At 72.7% G+C, this 17,888-nt stretch carries 17 protein-coding genes and 1 pseudogene; 12 read left to right on the forward strand and 6 right to left on the reverse strand.

Annotated elements, in window-relative coordinates; all coding sequences use genetic code 11:
• The coding region (locus KUM39_RS27185) for a MarR family transcriptional regulator (protein ID WP_281425761.1) at positions 1-422 on the reverse strand (422 nt) is incomplete at its 3' end.
• A 195-nt stretch (positions 423-617) separates the two neighbouring features.
• Here KUM39_RS27185 and KUM39_RS27190 point away from each other — a divergent pair.
• From KUM39_RS27190 to KUM39_RS27210, 5 genes are all read left to right on the forward strand, one after another.
• Positions 618-1,934, forward strand: coding sequence for an ABC transporter substrate-binding protein (locus KUM39_RS27190; RefSeq protein ID WP_217788435.1), 1,317 nt, complete (start codon positions 618-620; stop codon positions 1,932-1,934).
• Between the two features lie 5 nt (positions 1,935-1,939).
• The gene (locus KUM39_RS27195) at positions 1,940-2,929 is read left to right on the forward strand and encodes a carbohydrate ABC transporter permease (protein WP_217788436.1); all 990 of its coding nucleotides are present in this window, start codon (positions 1,940-1,942) and stop codon (positions 2,927-2,929) included.
• Positions 2,922-3,854, forward strand: coding sequence for a carbohydrate ABC transporter permease (locus KUM39_RS27200; protein WP_246620807.1), 933 nt, complete (start codon positions 2,922-2,924; stop codon positions 3,852-3,854). Before KUM39_RS27195 ends, KUM39_RS27200 begins: the two co-directional genes overlap by 8 nt.
• Before the next feature lie 41 nt (positions 3,855-3,895).
• Entirely contained in the window at positions 3,896-5,260 is a 1,365-nt protein-coding gene (locus KUM39_RS27205; RefSeq protein ID WP_217788437.1) for a GH1 family beta-glucosidase, read from the forward strand.
• A 112-nt stretch (positions 5,261-5,372) separates the two neighbouring features.
• Complete coding sequence (locus KUM39_RS27210) at positions 5,373-7,283, forward strand: discoidin domain-containing protein (RefSeq protein WP_217788438.1); 1,911 nt, start codon at positions 5,373-5,375, stop codon at positions 7,281-7,283.
• Positions 7,284-7,338: 55 nt separating this feature from the next.
• On the opposite strand, the gene KUM39_RS27215 is transcribed toward KUM39_RS27210, so the two are convergent.
• Positions 7,339-8,109, reverse strand: coding sequence for a CDP-alcohol phosphatidyltransferase family protein (locus tag KUM39_RS27215; RefSeq protein WP_217788439.1), 771 nt, complete (start codon positions 8,107-8,109; stop codon positions 7,339-7,341).
• Positions 8,110-8,215: 106 nt separating this feature from the next.
• On the opposite strand from KUM39_RS27215, the gene KUM39_RS27220 reads away from it, so the two are divergent.
• The 5 genes and pseudogenes from KUM39_RS27220 to KUM39_RS28475 all read left to right on the forward strand — a co-directional run.
• Positions 8,216-9,217: a zinc-dependent alcohol dehydrogenase gene (locus tag KUM39_RS27220; RefSeq protein WP_217788440.1), complete on the forward strand. Its 1,002-nt coding sequence runs from the start codon at positions 8,216-8,218 to the stop codon at positions 9,215-9,217.
• A gap of 147 nt (positions 9,218-9,364) precedes the next feature.
• Entirely contained in the window at positions 9,365-9,763 is a 399-nt protein-coding gene (locus tag KUM39_RS27225; protein ID WP_217788441.1) for a 6-pyruvoyl trahydropterin synthase family protein, read from the forward strand.
• Positions 9,760-10,965, forward strand: a complete 1,206-nt coding sequence (locus tag KUM39_RS27230; protein WP_308288259.1) for a glycosyltransferase family 4 protein — start codon at positions 9,760-9,762, stop codon at positions 10,963-10,965. Before KUM39_RS27225 ends, KUM39_RS27230 begins: the two co-directional genes overlap by 4 nt.
• Complete coding sequence (locus KUM39_RS27235) at positions 10,962-11,960, forward strand: trans-aconitate methyltransferase (RefSeq protein WP_246620808.1); 999 nt, start codon at positions 10,962-10,964, stop codon at positions 11,958-11,960. The genes KUM39_RS27230 and KUM39_RS27235 overlap by 4 nt, the downstream gene beginning before the upstream one ends.
• Before the next feature lie 158 nt (positions 11,961-12,118).
• Positions 12,119-12,841, forward strand: a pseudogene (locus KUM39_RS28475) (lysylphosphatidylglycerol synthase transmembrane domain-containing protein); the annotation flags it as partial.
• 116 nt (positions 12,842-12,957) lie between these two features.
• Here the strand turns inward: KUM39_RS28475 and KUM39_RS27240 are convergent.
• Entirely contained in the window at positions 12,958-13,755 is a 798-nt protein-coding gene (locus KUM39_RS27240; RefSeq protein ID WP_217788443.1) for a creatininase family protein, read from the reverse strand.
• Positions 13,756-13,795: 40 nt separating this feature from the next.
• On the opposite strand from KUM39_RS27240, the gene ribA reads away from it, so the two are divergent.
• Positions 13,796-14,458, forward strand: a complete 663-nt coding sequence (gene ribA, locus KUM39_RS27245; protein ID WP_217788444.1) for a GTP cyclohydrolase II — start codon at positions 13,796-13,798, stop codon at positions 14,456-14,458.
• A 45-nt stretch (positions 14,459-14,503) separates the two neighbouring features.
• Here the strand turns inward: ribA and KUM39_RS27250 are convergent, their stop codons facing one another.
• The gene (locus tag KUM39_RS27250; RefSeq protein ID WP_217788445.1) at positions 14,504-15,727 is read right to left on the reverse strand and encodes a serine hydrolase domain-containing protein; all 1,224 of its coding nucleotides are present in this window, start codon (positions 15,725-15,727) and stop codon (positions 14,504-14,506) included.
• Positions 15,728-15,809: 82 nt separating this feature from the next.
• On the opposite strand from KUM39_RS27250, the gene KUM39_RS27255 reads away from it, so the two are divergent.
• Positions 15,810-16,247, forward strand: a complete 438-nt coding sequence (locus KUM39_RS27255; RefSeq protein ID WP_217788446.1) for a PPOX class F420-dependent oxidoreductase — start codon at positions 15,810-15,812, stop codon at positions 16,245-16,247.
• Between the two features lie 82 nt (positions 16,248-16,329).
• On the opposite strand, the gene KUM39_RS27260 is transcribed toward KUM39_RS27255, so the two are convergent.
• Positions 16,330-16,923, reverse strand: a complete 594-nt coding sequence (locus KUM39_RS27260; protein WP_217788447.1) for a histidine phosphatase family protein — start codon at positions 16,921-16,923, stop codon at positions 16,330-16,332.
• Between the two features lie 4 nt (positions 16,924-16,927).
• Positions 16,928-17,806: a phosphogluconate dehydrogenase (NAD(+)-dependent, decarboxylating) gene (gene gnd / locus KUM39_RS27265; RefSeq protein ID WP_217788448.1), complete on the reverse strand. Its 879-nt coding sequence runs from the start codon at positions 17,804-17,806 to the stop codon at positions 16,928-16,930.
• Positions 17,807-17,888 lie beyond the last annotated feature (82 nt).

Here is a 17,888-nt window from a genome sequence, read left to right on the forward strand (position 1 = left end):
CGCCCCGCGGCCGACAGCACCTCCGCCACCCCCTCGTGCACATGCCGTACCACCGCATCCACCGCGTAGCCGTCGCCGCCCAACAGCCGCTCCACGCGGGCGAGTTCGGTCAGGGCGAGGTCCAGCAGCTCGACGCGGACGCGGGTCTCGCCGACGTCCACGCCGATGAGGAGGCCGGAGTCGGGGCGGACGCGGAGCAGGCGGCGGGGGCGGCCGACCTCGGAGCCGACGCGGCCCGCCTCCTCCAGGAGTCCGTCCGCGAGGAGTTCGGCGACGACCGTGCTGACGGAGCCCGAACTCAGCCCGGTCGCACGGACGAGCGCGTGGCGGCTCATCGGGCCGTCGAAATACAACCGTTGCAGAACGCTGCTCCGGCTCTCCCGTCGCAGGTCACGCACCGTGCGACCACCCGGCCCGGGCATCCTGCCTCCCTGGTTTGCGTGGATTTGCGGCCCTCCGAACCGGAAGCCGCTGCCGAATCTCTTGACGAGCGTTTCTCTTGAGGTTTAACTCACATCCTAAATTAAGCCATGAGGGGCTTTCAGGGGCCGAACGGGATGTCGGTTTCCCGGTGCGTCCCGAACGGCCTCGACTCCCGGAAAGGGACGCCAGGAGCCATGCGCAGCATCCGAGCCGCCGCCGTAGGCGCCGTCACCATGTCTCTCGCTCTCGCGGCCACGGCCTGCGGTGGCGGTTCGTCCAGCGGAGGGGGGGACAACTCCGCGCCGAAGACCCTGACGTACTGGGCCTCCAACCAGGGGTCCAGCATTGCGGTGGACAAGCAGGTCCTCCAGCCCGAACTGGACAAGTTCCAGAAGCAGACGGGCATCAAGGTGAAGCTGGAGGTCGTGCCCTGGTCCGACCTGCTGAACCGCATCCTCACCGCCACCACCTCCGGCCAGGGCCCGGACGTGCTCAACATAGGCAACACCTGGAGCGCCTCGCTCCAGGCCACCGGCGCGCTGCTGCCGTGGGACGCCAAGAACCTGGAGAAGATCGGCGGCAAGGACCGCTTCGTGGACTCGGCGCTCAGCTCCACCGGCGCCCAGGGCAAGGACCCGGCCGCGATCCCGCTGTACTCGATGGCGTACGCCCTTTACTACAACAAGAAGATCTTCGCGGACGCCGGTATCGCCAAGCCGCCCACCACCTGGGACGAGCTGATCGCGGACGGCGCGAAGATCCGGGCCAAGGGCAAGACCGTGCTGGGCGCCGAGGGCGGCAACGTCTCGGAGAACATCCACCACGTCTTCGTCTTCGGCAAGCAGCACGGCGCGGACTTCTTCACGCCCGAGGGCAAGCCCGACTTCACCAACCCGAAGATCGTGGACGCCGTCAAGCAGTACGTGGACCTGATGGCCAAGGACAAGGTCATCCCGACCACCGACGCGGAGTACGCGCAGAACCAGTCGGTCAGCGACTTCTCCAAGGGCAAGCAGGCCATGCTGCTCTGGCAGTCCGTCGCCGCCACCCTCAAGGCGCAGGGCATGAGCGAGGACGACTACGGCATCGCGCCCGTCCCCGTGCAGTCCGGCACTCCGGGCACCGGCACCCAGACCAACTCGATGGTCGCCGGTATCAACATCTCGGTGTTCAAGAACTCCAAGAACATCGACGGCGCCGTGAAGTTCGTGAAGTTCATGACGAGCGACGACGAGCAGAAGATCCTCAACACGGCGTACACCTCGATCCCGCCGGTCAAGGCCGCCCAGGGCGACGCCGCGTTCAGCACCCCGGCCACCTCGGTGCTGAAGGAGACCCTCGCCACCAGCGCGGCCGGTCTGCCGCAGGTCGCCTCCGAGTCTCAGTTCGAGACCGCGGTCGGCACCGCCGTCAAGGAGTTGTTCGCCGACGCGGCCGCCGGCCGCGCCGTGACGACCGCCTCCGTCAAGGCCAAGCTGGAGAAGGCCCAGCAGCAGATGCCGGCGGCCTGAGCACCATGACCACGACGACCCCTCCCGTGACGGAGCCGGTCGGCACGGTCCCGCCCGGAGCGGCGCGCACCCCGCGCCGCTCCGGGCGGCTGCGCCGCATCGGACTGCCGTACCTGCTGCTGCTCCCCGCGCTGCTCCTCGAACTCCTCGTGCACCTGGTGCCGATGGTCATCGGCATCGTGGTGAGCTTCAAGGAACTCACCCAGTTCTATCTGCGCGACTGGTCCGCCGCCCCCTGGACCGGCTTCGGCAACTACAAGCTCTCGGTGGACTTCGACGCCCCCGTCGGCCAGGCGCTGCTGCACTCCTTCTTCGTGACCGTCGCCTTCACCCTCGGCTCGGTCGCGCTGTGCTGGCTGATCGGCACCGCCGCCGCCGTGTTCATGCAGGACACCTTCAAGGGCCGCGGCCTGCTGCGCGCCCTGTTCCTGGTGCCGTACGCGCTGCCCGTCTACGCGGCCGTCATCACTTGGGTGTTCATGTTCCAGCACGACAACGGCCTGGTGAACCACGTCCTGCACGACCAGCTGCACCTCACCGACAAGCCCTCGTTCTGGCTGATCGGCGACAACAGCTTCTGGGCGCTGCTCACCGTCTCGGTGTGGAAGGGCTGGCCGTTCGCCTTCCTCATCGTGATGGCCGGACTCCAGAACATCCCCGGCGAGCTGTACGAGGCCGCCGCGCTGGACGGCGCCGGGGTGTGGCAGCAGATCCGCCGCATCACCCTGCCGTCGCTGCGCCCGGTCAACCAGGTGCTGATCCTGGTGCTGTTCCTGTGGACGTTCAACGACTTCAACACGCCGTACGTGCTGTTCGGCAAGTCCGCGCCCGAGGCCGCCGACCTGATCTCGGTGCACATCTACCAGGCGTCGTTCGTCACCTGGAACTTCGGCACCGGCTCGGCGATGTCCGTCCTGCTGCTGCTGTTCCTGCTCGTCGTGACGGGCGGCTACCTCGTGGTCACCTCACGCGGACGGAGGGCCTCCGATGTCTAGTCCCGCTTCCGCGCCGACGGCCGCCCCCGCGCCGCCGTCCGCGCCCGGCCCGCGCACCGTCACCCCGCCGCCGCGCCGGTCCCCGCTGGCCCCGCCCCGCTCGTTCCTGTGGGCCCGGCGGATCTTCCTCACCGTGCTGGCCGCCTTCGTGCTGGTGCCGGTGTACGTCATGATCTCCAGCTCGCTGAAGCCGCCGCAGGACGTGTCCGGCGAGTTCCGCTGGATTCCCAGCGTGCTGACCATCCGGCCGTACATCGACATCTGGTCCACCGTCCCGCTCGCCAAGTACTTCATGAACTCGCTGATCGTGGCGGGCTCGGCGACGGTCTGCTCGGTGGTCATCGCGGTCTTCGCGGCCTACGCCGTCAGCCGCTACGAGTTCCGGGGCAAGCGCGTCTTCACGGTCACCGTGCTGTCCACGCAGATGTTCCCCGGCATCCTCTTCCTGCTGCCGCTGTTCCTCATCTACGTCAACATCGGCAACGCCACCGGCATCGCCCTGTTCGGCTCGCGCGGCGGGCTGATCCTGACGTACCTGACGTTCTCGCTGCCGTTCTCCATCTGGATGCTGATCGGCTACTTCGACTCGGTCCCGCGCGACCTGGACGAGGCCGCGCTGGTGGACGGCTGCGGTCCGCTGAAGGCGCTGATCCGGATCGTGGTGCCGGCCGCCATCCCCGGCATCGTCGCCGTCGCCGTGTACGCCTTCATGACCGCCTGGGGCGAGGTGCTGTTCGCGTCCGTCATGACCAACGACGCCACCCGCACCCTCGCGGTCGGCCTCCAGGGCTACTCCACCCTCAACGACGTCTACTGGAACCAGATCATGGCCGCCTCGCTCGTGGTGAGCGTCCCCGTGGTCGCCGGCTTCCTGCTCCTCCAGCGCTATCTCGTCGCCGGTCTGACGGCGGGCGCCGTCAAGTGACCGTCCGTACACCTCTCGAAGCACCTCCCGAAGGGACTCCCGTGTCCGAACCCATCGACCTCGCGGCCCTCCCGCACGACTTTCTGTGGGGCACGGCCACCGCTGCGTACCAGATCGAGGGGGCCGTCGCCGAGGACGGCCGCAAGCCGTCGATCTGGGACACCTTCTCCCACACTCCGGGCAAGGTCGCGGGCGGCGACACCGGCGACGTCGCCTGCGACCACTACCACCGCTGGCGCGGGGACATCGGGCTGATGCGCGAACTCGGCGTCAACGCCTACCGCATGTCGGTGGCCTGGCCGCGTGTCATGCCCGACGGCGACGGACCGGTCAACCCCAAGGGCCTGGCGTTCTACGACGAGGTGGTGGACGCGCTGCTGGAGGCGGGCATCACCCCCTCCGTCACGCTCTACCACTGGGACCTGCCGCAGGCGCTCCAGGACCGGGGCGGCTGGCCGGAGCGGGAGACCGCCGAGCACTTCGCCGTGTACGCGAGCGCCGTCGCCGAACGCCTCGGTGACCGGGTGAAGCTGTGGGCCACCCTCAACGAGCCGCTGTGCTCGGCGTGGATCGGCCACCTGGAGGGCAGCATGGCCCCCGGTTTCACCGACCTCACCGCCGCCGTCCGCGCCTCCTACCACCTGCTGCTCGGGCACGGTCTCGCCACCTCCGCGATCCGCGCCGCCGCGCCGGACGCCGAGGTCGGCATCGTCACCAACCTGTCCACCATCTTCGCCGCCTCCGACAAGCCGGAGGACATCGAGGCCGCCCGGCGCCAGGACGGGCACGTCAACCGCTGGTGGCTCGACCCGATCCACGGCCGCGGCTTCCCCGCCGACATGGTCGAGACCTACGGCGTGGAACTCCCCGTCAAGCCGGGCGACCTGGAGACCATCGCCACGCCGCTGGACTGGCTGGGCCTCAACTACTACATGCCGGACCACGTCGAGGACGACCCGGAGGGCCGCGCCCCGCGTACCCGCTCCGTGCGCCGCCCCGACGTGCCCCGCACCGGCATGGACTGGGAGATCGACGCCAGTGGCATCGAGACGCTGCTGCTCCGCGTGACCGAGGAGTACGGCGCCCGGAAGATCTACGTCACCGAGAACGGCTCGGCGTTCCCCGACACCGTCCGCCCCGACGGCAGCGTGGACGACCCCGAGCGTCAGGCGTACCTGATCGACCACCTCGCCGCCTGCGCCTCGGCCGCCGCCAAGGGCGCCCCGCTCGCCGGGTACTTCGCCTGGTCGCTGCTGGACAACTTCGAGTGGGCGTACGGCTACGAGAAGCGGTTCGGCCTCGTCCGCGTCGATTACGACACCCAGGTCCGCACCATCAAGGGCAGCGGGCACCGGTACGCGGACATCGTCCGCGCGCACGGGAGCCTGCGCAGCCGGGCCGCCTGACCCGCCCGGACGGCCGGTGGGAACGGGTGCGGGAACCCGCCCCCACCGGCCTGGACCACCCCCCCCTGAATGTCATGCACGCGCCACCTCGCATCCCCCTCAGGAGAGCCGCATGCCATCGAGATCCCGCACCGCCCGCACCGCACGTACCCCCCGCTCCTCCCGCGCCCTGCTCGCCGGGGCCGTCGCCGCCGCCCTGTTCACCGCCGGGCCTGCCCTCCTCGCCCCGCCCGCCGGGGCCGCGGCCGCCGCGGTCACCTGGGACACCGACCGCGCCGCCGCCGCGTACGCCGCGAACCCGGCCGCCGTCACCGCCTCCGGCAGCGAGAACCCCGGCAGCGGACCCGGCCTCGCCTTCGACGGCAACGGCGCCACCCGCTGGTCCAGCAACTTCGCCGACGACGCCTGGATCCGCATCGACCTCGGCACCACCCTCCGCGTGGACCGCGTCACCCTCGACTGGGAGGCCGCCTACGGCAAGCGCTACGTCCTGGAGGTGTCGAAGAACGGCACCGACTGGACGCCGTTCTACACCGAGACCAGCGGCACCGGCGGCTCCGTCACCGCGCACACCTACCCGCAGGAGGTCACCGGCCGTTACGTCCGGCTGCGCGGCCTGGAACGCGCCACCCCCTGGGGCTACTCCCTGTTCGGCTTCAAGGTGTACGGCGGCGAACCCGCCCCCGGCTCCACCACCCGCACCAACCTCGCCCTCAACCACCCCGCCTACGCCGACTTCTACCAGGACGCCGGACACGCTCCGGGCTTCCTCACGGACGGCGGCTGGCCCGCCGACCTGCGCGGGGACAGCAGCCGCTGGTCCAGCGACTGGAACGCCAACCGCTGGGTCGCCGTGGACCTCGGTGCCACCTCCACCATCGACACCGTGGACCTGTACTGGGAGTCCGCGTACGCCGTGGACTACCTCGTCCAGGTCTCCGACGACAACCGCACCTGGCGCACCGTCTACGAGCCCTCCGCCGCCGACATCGCCGCCCGCCGCGCCAACGTCAAGGCACCCGGCGACGCGGCCGGGCTGCACGACACCGTCCGCCTCCCCAGCCCCGCCACCGGCCGCTACGTCCGCATGCTCGGCAAGGAACGCCGCTCCTTCTACAACCCGGCGCCCGCCACCGCCCAGTTCGGCTACTCGCTCTACGAGTTCCAGGTCTGGGGCACCGGCGGCAGCGCCTCGGCCGCCTATCCGGCACTGCCCGCCGACCGCACCGGCACCTACCGCACCACGTTCTTCGACGACTTCACCGGCACCGCCCTCGACCGCGCCAAGTGGCGGGTGGTGCGCACCGGCACCGAGATGGGCTCCGTCAACGGCGAGTCCCAGGCGTACGTGGACTCCCCGGACAACATCGCCGTCCAGAACGGCAGCCTGCTGCTGAAGGCCAAGTACTGCAAGGGCTGCACCCGCGCGGGCGGCGGCACCTACGACTTCACCTCGGGCCGCATCGACACCAACACCACGTACGACTTCACCTACGGCAGGGTCAGCGCCCGGATGAAGCTGCCCGTGGGGGACGGGTTCTGGCCCGCCTTCTGGCTGCTCGGCAGCAACGTGGACGACCCGAACGTCTCCTGGCCCGCCTCCGGCGAGACCGACATCATGGAGAACATCGGCTACCGCGACTGGACCAGCACCGCCCTGCACGGCCCCGGCTACTCCGCCGACGGCAACATCGGCGCCCGGCAGACCTACGCCAACGGCGGCAGCGCCGACCAGTGGCACACGTACGCCGTGGAGTGGACGCCCACCGGGATGCGGTTCACCGTGGACGACCGCCTCGTCCAGGAGACGACCCGCAACCAGCTGGAGTCCACGCGGGGCAAGTGGGTCTTCGACCACAACCAGTACGTCATCCTCAACCTCGCCCTCGGCGGCGCCTACCCGGCCGGATGGAACAAGGCCACCAGCCCCTACTGGGGCCTGCCCCAGTCCAGCGTGGACCGGGTCGCGGGCGGCGGAGTGCAGGCGGAGGTGGACTGGGTGCGGGTGGAGCAGAAGGGCTGAGCCCCGGCCCCCGTACACCGGTGCACCGGTGAACACCCCGGCGGGACGCGGAGGTTCAGCGTCCCGCCGGTTCCGGTACGCGGACCCGCGCGGCCGGTGTCCGCACGGCCCCGCGCGTCCGCGCGCTGCGGTGGAGCCACACCACGTCCCGGCCGAAGGACCACACCAGGGACGCCAGGGCCAGCAGGACGATCAGCAGGTTGGCCGCGTGCGGGAGGAGCCGCGCCCCGGCCAGCAGCAGCGCCACGCCCTGCACGGCGGCGACCGTCTTGCGGGCGAACGACGGCGGCAGCGGGGCGTTCAGCCACGGCAGGAACCGGGCCGCCGCCACGAACGCGTACCGCATCCCGCCCGCCAGCAGCACCCACGCGCCGAGCTGCGTGGAGACGTACACGCTCAGCACCAGGATGAGGAACGCGTCCACCTCCATGTCGAAGCGGGCGCCGAGCGCGCTGGACGTGCCGGTGCGCCGGGCCACCTGGCCGTCCACCCCGTCCAGCAGCAGCGCCACCGCCGTCAGGCCCACCAGCAGCGTCACCGGCGGCGCGCTCTCGAACGACTCCGCGACCAGCGCCGTCACCCCGCCCACCAGCGTGGCCCGGCCCAGCGTCACCCGGTTCGCCGGACCGAACGAGCTGAGCCGGGAGCGTTGCAGCGCCCGCGACAGCACCGCCCACAGGGCGAACGCGAACGCCAGCCCCGTCAGCCAGCCCGCGGGCCCGAGGCCCACCGCCGCGCCGATGCCCAGGAGCAGCGCTATCTGCGCACCCGCCCCCAGGGCGGTCTCCTGCTGGAGCCGTACGCCGTACGTGTCGTTCAGGGCCACCGCAATCCTCCGGCCGAGTGACAGAGTCGATCACCGCCGCGTACTGTGCGCGGCCTGTGCACTTCTCGGTACGTGCACGAGTTGCCGATCGTTCAGGAGGATTCCGTTGAACCACCCGGCTCGCGCGTTCTGGCTCCGCTCACCGGGGCACGGCGAGATCCGTGACACCGCCGTCCCGGCACCGGCCGACGGAGAGGTCCTGGTCCGCACCCTCTACTCCGGAGTGAGCCGGGGCACCGAGACCCTCGTCTTCGGCGGCGGCGTCCCGCACTCCCAACACGCCGTGATGCGCGCCCCGTTCCAGGAGGGCGACTTCCCCGCACCGGTGAAGTACGGCTATCTGAACGTCGGTGTGGTGGAGGAGGGGCCCGCCTCCCTCACCGGGCGCACCGTGTTCTGCCTCTATCCCCACCAGACCCGCTACGCCGTTCCGGTGAACGCCGTGACCGTCGTGCCCGACCGGGTGCCCGCCGCGCGCGCCGTCCTCGCGGGCACCGTCGAGACGGCCGTCAACGCGCTCTGGGACGCCGGACCGCGCATCGGCGACCGCGTCGCCGTGGTCGGCGGCGGCATGGTCGGCTGCTCGGTCGCGGCCCTGCTCGCCCGCTTCCCCGGCCTCCGCCTCCAGCTCGTGGACGCCGACCCCGCCCGCAGGGCCACCGCCGACGCGCTCGGCGTGGACTTCGCCGCGCCCGAGGACGCCCTCGACGGCTGCGACCTCGTCGTGCACGCCAGCGCCACCGAGCGGGGTCTCACCCGCGCCCTGGAACTCCTCGCCCCCGAGGGCACCGTCGTGGAGCTCAGCTGGTACGGCGACCGGCGCGTCACCCTGCCGCTGGGGGAGGGCTTCCACTCCCGCCGCCTCACCGTGCGCAGCAGCCAGGTCGGCACCGTCTCCCCGGGGGCCCGGCCCGGCCGCGGTTACGCCGACCGGATGGCTCTCGCCCTGGAACTGCTCACCGACCCCGCGCTCGACGCACTCATCACAGGGGAGAGTCCTTTCGAGGAACTGCCCGCCCTGCTGCCCCGCCTCGCCTCCGGCGAGGTACCCGCCCTGTGCCACCGCGTCTCCTACGGCGAGAACAGCCCGACCCGAGCGACCCCCTGAGGGGCCGCCGGACCGGCCCGCACTCGCCTGACCTGAGAAAAGAGCGGCATCGGGTGAACGCTGCGGGCCGGGCGGCCGTAGTAATGGACGACCCCCGGAGACGAGAAACCGGGGGCCGTGAAGTGCCGTAACTGGAGGGCCGTTTCGTTGTTCAGCATCACCGTCCGTGACCACATCATGATCGCCCACAGCTTCCACGGCGAGGTGTTCGGCCCCGCGCAGCGGCTGCACGGAGCGACCTTCCTGGTCGATGCCACCTTCCGCCGCGAACAGCTCGACCAGGACAACATCGTGGTGGACATCGGCCTCGCCACCCGGGAACTGGGCGCCGTCACCGCCGCGCTGAACTTCCGCAACCTGGACGACGAGCCCGACTTCGCCGGGATCAACACCTCCACCGAGTACCTCGCCAAGGTCGTCGCGGACCGGCTCGCGGAGCGCGTGCACCAGGGCGCGCTGGGCGAGGGCGCCCGCGGCCTGGCGAGCCTCTCCGTCACCCTGCACGAGTCCCACATCGCCTGGGCGAGTTACGAGCGTGCCCTGTGACGGATCCGACCCTCGCCGCGCCGGGCGGTACCCCGGCCCCGAGACCCGCCCGCGCGGGCGTCCCCGCGCCGCGCACCGCCGCCGACACCCTGGGGATCGTGCCCATGTCCCTGCGCACCGTCCACTTCGTCATGCCGGGCGGCGTGGACGACCTCACCGTGCCGAGCGGCGGCAACGCCTACGACCGGCGGGTCTGCCTGGACCTCCCCGGCTTCGGCTGGCAGCCGGTACGGCACCTGATGCCCGGCACCTGGCCCCGGCCCGCCGACGCCGACCGCGCCGCGCTCGCCCGCACCCTCGGTGAACTCCCCGACGGCAGCGCGGTCCTGCTGGACGGACTGGTCGCCTGCGGGGTCCCCGAGGTGATCGTCCCCGAGGCACGGCGGCTGCGGCTCGCCGTCCTGGTCCATCTGCCGCTCGGCGACGAGACCGGCCTCGCGCCCCAGGCCGCCGCCGACCTCGACGCCCGCGAGCGGGCCGTGCTGCGCGCGGTGCCCGCCGTGATCGCCACCAGCGACTGGGCCGTACGCCGCCTCGTCGCCCACCACGGACTCGCCCCCGACCGGGTGCACAACGCGGCCCCCGGCGCCGACATCGCGCCCCTCGCGCCCGGCACCGACGGCGTCTCCCGGCTGCTGTGCGTCGCCGCCGTCACCCCGCGCAAGGGCCAGCACCGGCTGGTGGAGGCCCTCGCCGCCGTCGCGGACCTGCCCTGGACCTGCGAGTGCGTCGGCGGACTCACCCAGGACCCCGGCTACGTCGCGGAACTGCGCGCGCTGATCCGGCTGCACGGCCTGGCGGACCGGGTGCTGCTCACCGGACCGCGCTCCGGCGCCGCGCTCGACGCGAGCTACGCCGCCGCCGACCTGACGGTCCTCACCTCGTACGCCGAGACCTACGGCATGGCGGTCACCGAGGCCCTCGCGCGCGGGGTGCCCGTGCTGGCCACCGACGTGGGCGGGGTCGCCGAGGCGGTGGGCCGGGCCCCCGACGGCGGGGTGCCCGGCATCCTCGTCCCCCCCGAGGACCCGGCCGCGCTCACCGCCGAACTGCGCGGCTGGTTCGGTGACCCGGACGTGCGCCGCCGTCTCAAGGCCGCCGCCCGCGCCCGCCGTGCCTCCCTCGACGGCTGGCCCACCACCGCCCGCGCCCTGGCGGGCGTCCTCATTCATCTGCCCGAGCACTCCGGGAGCCCGGCATGAACGAGCGGACCCGCACGGCGGACCACGCCTCCGCCTCCCCCGAGGCCCCGCGGGGCCAGGGAGGAAACGTGTCTGCGGTACCCGAGGTCATCCCCGGCGCCGGTCCCGCCGCCCGCCCCGGCGGGCGGGACACCGTACGGCCGCGCGACGAACCCGGCCGCGATGCCGAGGAGCCCGCGCGGTACGCGCCCGAGTGGCTGCGGCTGCGGGAACCCGCCGACGCCGACGCCCGCGCCGGGACCCTGGTCGAGGCCGTGCGGGACCGGTTCGCCGGACGGACGGACGGGGTCGTCGTGCACGACCTCGGCTGCGGCACCGGCTCGATGGGCCGCTGGCTCGCGCCCCGGCTGGACGGCGCCCAGCACTGGGTGCTGCACGACCGCGACCCCTACCTGCTGCACTTCGCGGCGGCGGGCGCGCCGGACGCCGCCGCCGACGGCGCCCCGCTCTCCGTGGAGACCCGGCGCGGTGACCTCGCCCGGCTCACCCCGGACGACCTCGCCGGGGGTCACCTCGTCACCGCCTCCGCGCTGCTGGACGTGCTGACCCGAGCCGAACTGGACACCCTGGCCGCCGCCTGTGCGGGCGCGGACTGCCCGGCGCTGCTCACCCTGTCCGTCGCCGGACGCGTCGAGTTCACGCCCGCCGACCCGCTGGACGCCGAACTGGCCGACGCGTTCAACACGCACCAGCGGCGCGGCGGACTCCTCGGCCCGGACGCGGTCACCGCCGCCTGCGAGGCGTTCGCCGCGCAGGGCATGACCGTACGGCTGCACCCGAGCCCCTGGCGGCTCGGTGCCGGGCACGCCGCACTGGCCGCGCAGTGGCTGCGCGGCTGGGTCGGCGCCGCCGTCGAACAGCGCCCGGAACTCGCCGCCCGCGCCGAGCCGTACCTCGCCCGGCGGCTCGCCGCCTGCGCGGCCGGTGAGCTGGAGGCCGTCGTCCACCACAGCGACCTGCTGGCTCTGCCCCCGGCAGTGGACGGCCTCCGGTGAGCGGCCCGGCGGCACCGGCCGCCCCCGCACCGCCCGCCCCCTCCGGCGCCCTCCGCCGGGCGCTCGCCACCCCGGCGGTCCGCGTGCTGCGGACCCACTTCGGCACCCTCGCCGGGACCGCGATCCTCGCCGGGCTGCTGTGGCGGCTCGGCACCGGCGTGCTGCTCGACGGGCTGCGCCGCATCGACACCCCGGCGCTGCTCGCGGCGCTCGCCGTCGGCGCGGTGACCACCGTGTGCAGCGCGTGGCGCTGGCAGCTGACGGCCCGTGCGCTGGGCCTGCGCCTCCCGCTCGGCCCGGCCGTCGCCGACTACTACCGGGCGCTGTTCCTGAACGCGGCCCTGCCCGGCGGGGTCCTCGGGGACGTGCACCGGGCGGTACGGCACGGGCGGAGCGAGGGCGACCTCGGGCGCGGGGTGAAGGCGGTGGTGCTGGAACGCGTCGCCGGACAGCTGGCGCTCACCGTGTGCGGCGCGGCCGTGCTGCTCACGCTGCCCTCCCCGGTCCGCGCCGACGCCCGTACGGCCGCCGTGCCGGTGGTGCTCGCGGCGGCGGCCGTGCTCGCGGTGGTGCTGGGGGCGAGGCGGACGCCGTCCCGACGGGCGGGCGCCGTACGGCGGTTCCTCGCGGACGCCCGGCTGGGACTGGCGTCCCGGCGGACCGGGCCGGGGGTCGCGCTGTCCTCGGCGGTCGTGCTCGCCGGGCATCTGGCGGTCTTCGTGGTGGCGGCCCGCACCACCGGCTCCGCCGCCCCGGTCGTGGTGCTGCTCCCGCTCGCCGTCCTCGCGCTCGCCGCGATGGGACTCCCGCTGAACATCGGCGGGTTCGGCCCCCGCGAGGGCGTCACCGCCTGGGCGTTCGGCGCCGCCGGACTCGGCGCGGACCAGGGGGTCGCGGTCGCCGTCGTCTACGGCGTGCTCAGCCTCGTGGCGAGCCTGCCCGGCGCCGCCGTACTCGTCGCACGGCGCCGGAGACACCCTCCGCGCGGCACCGGCGACTACGCGCCCGCGACCTCCGGACCGGCCGCCGTGTGTGCGGGGCCGGTATCGGCGGTGAGCAACGCGAAAAGCGCGCCGAACGATTCCGTGAGGCTCGCCAGCAACTCCTTCCCCTTTTCCGCGGAACCGAGCGAAGGGCGCCCGATGACGCCCGATTCGGTATAGGCGGACATTCCCGTGGTGAGCAGATGACGGCGGTCGTCGGCGACGAAATCGGCGGAGGCGTGACCAGGGTGGACGAATTCGGGATGAGCGTGCAGCAGAATGGACGTCTCGATTTCCCCCGCGTGCATGTCGGTCAGCAGCGAGGACTCGACCCCCGCCCGGTCCACGGCGGTCTGCCAGTCCTCGAACGCCGGGAACAGCCCCGCCCGCTCCCCGCGCGCGGACGCCTCCTGGACGACGTTGCCCAGCACGTAGTTGCCGCCGTGCCCGTTGACCACGACCAGCGCCTCGACGCCGGACCGGCGCAGCGAGGCCGCGATGTCGGTGACCACGGCGTACAGCGTGGGAGCGGAGACGCTGACCGTGCCCGGCCAGGCCGCGTGCTCGTGCGAGCAGCCCACGGTCACCGGCGGCAGCAGGTGCACCGGATACGCCCCGGCGATCTCGCGGGCCAGCGCGCACGCCACCAACGTGTCGGTGGCCAGCGGGAGATACGGGCCGTGCTGCTCGAAACTCCCCACGGGCAGCACCGCGACCCGGACCGGAATTCCCGCGTTCCGGGCCCGTACGTCCTCGGTGGTGTCCGTGGGGACGACACCGTGAGCCGTCCTGTTCGCCGTCGAATCGCTCATTCTCTTCCCGGCCTTCCGTACTCTGCTTAGGAATCAGATCATGACAGAAAACCTCGGTGCCGTCGGAGACGGGTCCGCCCGGTCCACGGGCACGGAACGCGTCGTGAATGCGCCGCTGCCCACCGTGTACGGGAAATTCGAGGCGGTCGGCTATCTCGACCACGACCGGGGCGACGAGCAGGTCGCCCTGGTCCACGGCGAGATCGGCGCCCACGACGTGCTGGTGCGGCTGCACTCGGAGTGCCTGACCGGCGACGCGTTCGGCAGCCGCCACTGCGAGTGCGGCGATCAACTCGCCGCCGCCATGCGGGCGGTGGTGTCCGAGGGGAGCGGTGTCGTCATCTATCTGCGCGGTCACGAGGGCCGGGGCATCGGCCTGCTCGCCAAGCTGCGCGCGATGGCGCTCCAGGCGGACGGCCTGGACACCGTCGAGGCCAACCTCGCGCTGGGCCTGCCGGTGGACGCACGGGACTACGGCGTGGCCGCGCGCATCCTCCAGGACCTCGGGGTGCGTTCGGTCCGGCTGATGTCCAACAACCCGCGCAAACGCGAGGCGTTGGTGCGGCACGGTGTCGCCGTCACCGAGGAGGTGCCGCTGCTCATCGAGCCGTGCGAGAGCAACATCACCTATCTGCGCACCAAGCGGGAGCGGCTGGACCACCATCTGCCCCACCTGGACGGCATGGCGGTCCGCCGCTCCTGACCGAGCGGGGCCGCGCCCCGGAACCGGCCGTCCCCGCCCGGCCGTTCAGGACACGATGGCCTCGTGCACCAGCCGTCGCACCGTCGGGAACACCTTCAGGTCGCGCGGCTGTGCCTGACTGAAGAACAGCACGGTCAGGTCGTGTTCGGGGTTCACCCAGAACGCGGTGGTGGCGACCCCGGTCCAGCCGTAGGTGCCCCGGCCGGACGGGGCCGCGGTGCGGGCGGGGTCGCGGACCACGGAGACGTGCAGGCCGAAGCCCAGCCCCTCGTTGGCGCGGGTCCGGTGCACGGGGGTGCCGAACCCGGCGAGTTCGGCACCGCCCGGCAGGTGGTTGGAGGTCATCGACGCCACCGAGGCGGCCGACAGGACGCGGACACCGTCGAGTTGACCTCCGCCGCGCAGCATCCGCGTGAACCGGTGGAAGTCGCGGGCCGAGGAGACCAGTCCGCTGCCCGCCGACAGGAACCGGGGCCGCTCCCGCACCGGCGGCCCCGGCACCGGCACGAGCGTGCCGTCGTCCCGCTCGCCGTACAACTCGGCCAGCCGGTCGGCCTGTTCGGGGCTCACCTGGAACCCGGTGTCGGTCATGCCGAGCGGACGGAGCACCCGTTCGGCGAGGCACACGTCCAGCGGCTGCCCGGTGACCACCTCCGCGATCCGGCCCAGCACGTTGGAGCCGACGGAGTAGTTCCAGCGGGTGCCGGGCTCGAACTGCAACGGCAGCCGCGCGTAGGCGTCCACGGTCTCCGCCAGATCGCCGCCCGCCAGCGACGACGACGCGATCCCGGCCGCGCGGTACAGCGCGTCCACCGGGTGCGCGTGGTAGGAGCCGAAGGTCAGCCCGGCTGTGTGGGTCAGCAACTGCCTTATCAGCAGCGGCCCTTCGGCGGGACGGGTGCGTACGGCGCCGCCCTCGCCGCCCACATGGACCCGCGGCTCCGCGAACGCGGGCAGATGGCGCGCGACCGGGTCGTCCAGCGACAGCCGCCCCTCCTCGGCCAGCCGGAGCACGGCGACGGCGAGGACCGGCTTCGTCATGGAGTAGATCCGCCACAGCGTGTCCGCGCGCACCGGCAGCCCGGCCGCCAGATCCCGCCGCCCGCCCGTCGTCAGATGGGCGACCCGCCCGCCGCGCGCCACCGCCAGCAGAAAGCCGGGCAGCCGCCCCCGGTCCACCAGCTCACCGGCGAACCGGTCGAGCCGGTCCAGCGCCACCGGGTCGAGACCCGCCCCCGCCGGGTCGGTCTCCTGCCGCAGCCCGCCCATCGCACCTCCCCGCCCTCACCGGCACGGCGTACGGTACGGCCGTGCCGGGAATGTCCTGCCCGCGCGGCCCGTTGTGCACGCCATGACCTCAGACGTGACGCAGGACACACTGATCCGGTTGCTCGCCGAGACCCGCGGCGGGGTGCTGGTCACCCTCAAGGCCGACGGCCGCCCCCAGCTCTCCAACGTCAGCCACGCCTACTACCCCGACGAGCGGCTGATCCGGGTCTCCGTCACCGACGACCGCGCCAAGACCCGCAACCTGCGCCGCGACCCCCGCGCCTCCTACCACGTCACCAGCGTGGACCGCTGGGCCTACACGGTCGCCGAGTCCACCGCCGACCTGTCCCCGGTCGCCGCCGACCCGCACGACGCGACGGTGGACGAACTGGTCCGGCTCTACCGCGACATCCTCGGCGAACACCCCGACTGGGACGACTACCGCGCCTCGATGGTCCGCGACCACCGCCTCGTCCTCCGGCTGCCCGTGGAGCGCGTCTACGGCATCCCGGCGCGCTGAACCCCACCCGCGCACCCGCGCCGACGGCCCCCGTACCCCCTGGTCGCAGGGGGTACGGGGGTCGTCGTACGGCGTGGCGTGGTTACGGCCGCAGGTTCCACTCCGCGACCGCCGGGCGGCCGTGCTCGGTGGACAGGCGGCCCAGCGTGGCCGTGGCCAGCATGAACAGGCGTCCCTCGGCGGGCGGGAGACCGAGCCGACGGGCGGTCAGCACCCGCAGGAAGTGGGCGTGCGCCACCAGGACGACATCGCCCTCGTCGGCCGCGAGGTCCTTCTCCAGCCGGGCCAGCACCCGGTCGGCGCGTGCCCCGACCTGCTCGGGCGACTCGCCGGGCCGACCGTCGGAGGCGGGCGGCACCCCGTCCCGCCACAGGTCCCACTCGGGCCGCTCGCGATGGATGTCCGCGGTGGTGACGCCCTCGTAGCCGCCGTAGTCCCACTCGTGCAGCTCGGGCTCGGACTCCGCGCCGGTCAGCCCGGCCAGCTCGGCGGTGCGCACCGCACGGTCCAGCGGGCTGGTCAGCACCCGGGCGAACGTCCGCCCCGCGAGCAGCGGAACGAGGGACGCGGCCTGCTCCTCACCGTGCCGGGTGAGGGGCAGGTCGGTGTGGCTGGTGTGCCGCCCCGTCAGACTCCACTCCGTCTCGCCGTGGCGGACCAGCAGCAGATCGCCCACGGCTTCAGTCCTTCTTCTCCACCGCGTGGCCGCCGAACTGGTTGCGCAGCGCGGCGATCATCTTCATCTGCGGCGAGTCGTCCTGGCGCGAGGCGAACCGCGCGAAGAGCGAGGCGGTGATGGCGGGCAGCGGCACGGCGTTGTCGATGGCCGCCTCCACCGTCCAGCGTCCCTCACCCGAGTCCTGGGCGAAGCCCCGGAGTTCGGTGAGGTGCTCGTCGTCGTCCAGGGCGTTGACGGCGAGGTCGAGCAGCCAGGAGCGGATGACGGTGCCGTCCTGCCAGGAGCGGTACACCTCGCGGACGTTGTCCACGGAGTTGACCTTCTCCAGCAGCTCCCAGCCCTCGGCATACGCCTGCATCATGGCGTACTCGATGCCGTTGTGGACCATCTTGGAGAAGTGCCCGGCGCCCACCCGCCCGGCGTGCACATAGCCGTACGGGCCCTCGGGCTTGAGCGCGTCGAAGATCGGCTGGAGCCGCTTGACGTGCTTCTTGTCGCCGCCGACCATCAGGGCGTAGCCGTTCTCCAGCCCCCACACACCGCCGGAGACGCCCGCGTCCACGAACCCGATGCCCCGCACGCCGAGTTCGGCCGCGTGCTTCTCGTCGTCCGTCCAGCGGGAGTTGCCGCCGTCCACCACGGTGTCGCCGGGCTCCAGCAGATCGCGGAGCTCGTCCACGATGCCCTGGGTGGCGGTCCCGGCCGGGACCATCACCCAGACCGTGCGGGGCGCTTCGAGCTTCTGGACCATCTCCTCCAGGCTCTTGACGTCGCTGACGTCCGGGTTGCGGTCGTAGCCGATGACGGTGTGGCCCGCGCGGCGGATGCGCTCGCGCATGTTGCCGCCCATCTTGCCGAGGCCGATCAGACCGAGCTGCATGTCAGTTCACTTCCCGAGAGAGCGGTAGGCGGCGACGAGGGCCGTGGTGGAGGGGTCGAGGCCGGGCACGTCGGTGCCGTCG

The organism is Streptomyces corallincola, assembly GCF_019104725.1.
GTDB lineage: Bacteria > Actinomycetota > Actinomycetes > Streptomycetales > Streptomycetaceae > Streptomyces > Streptomyces corallincola.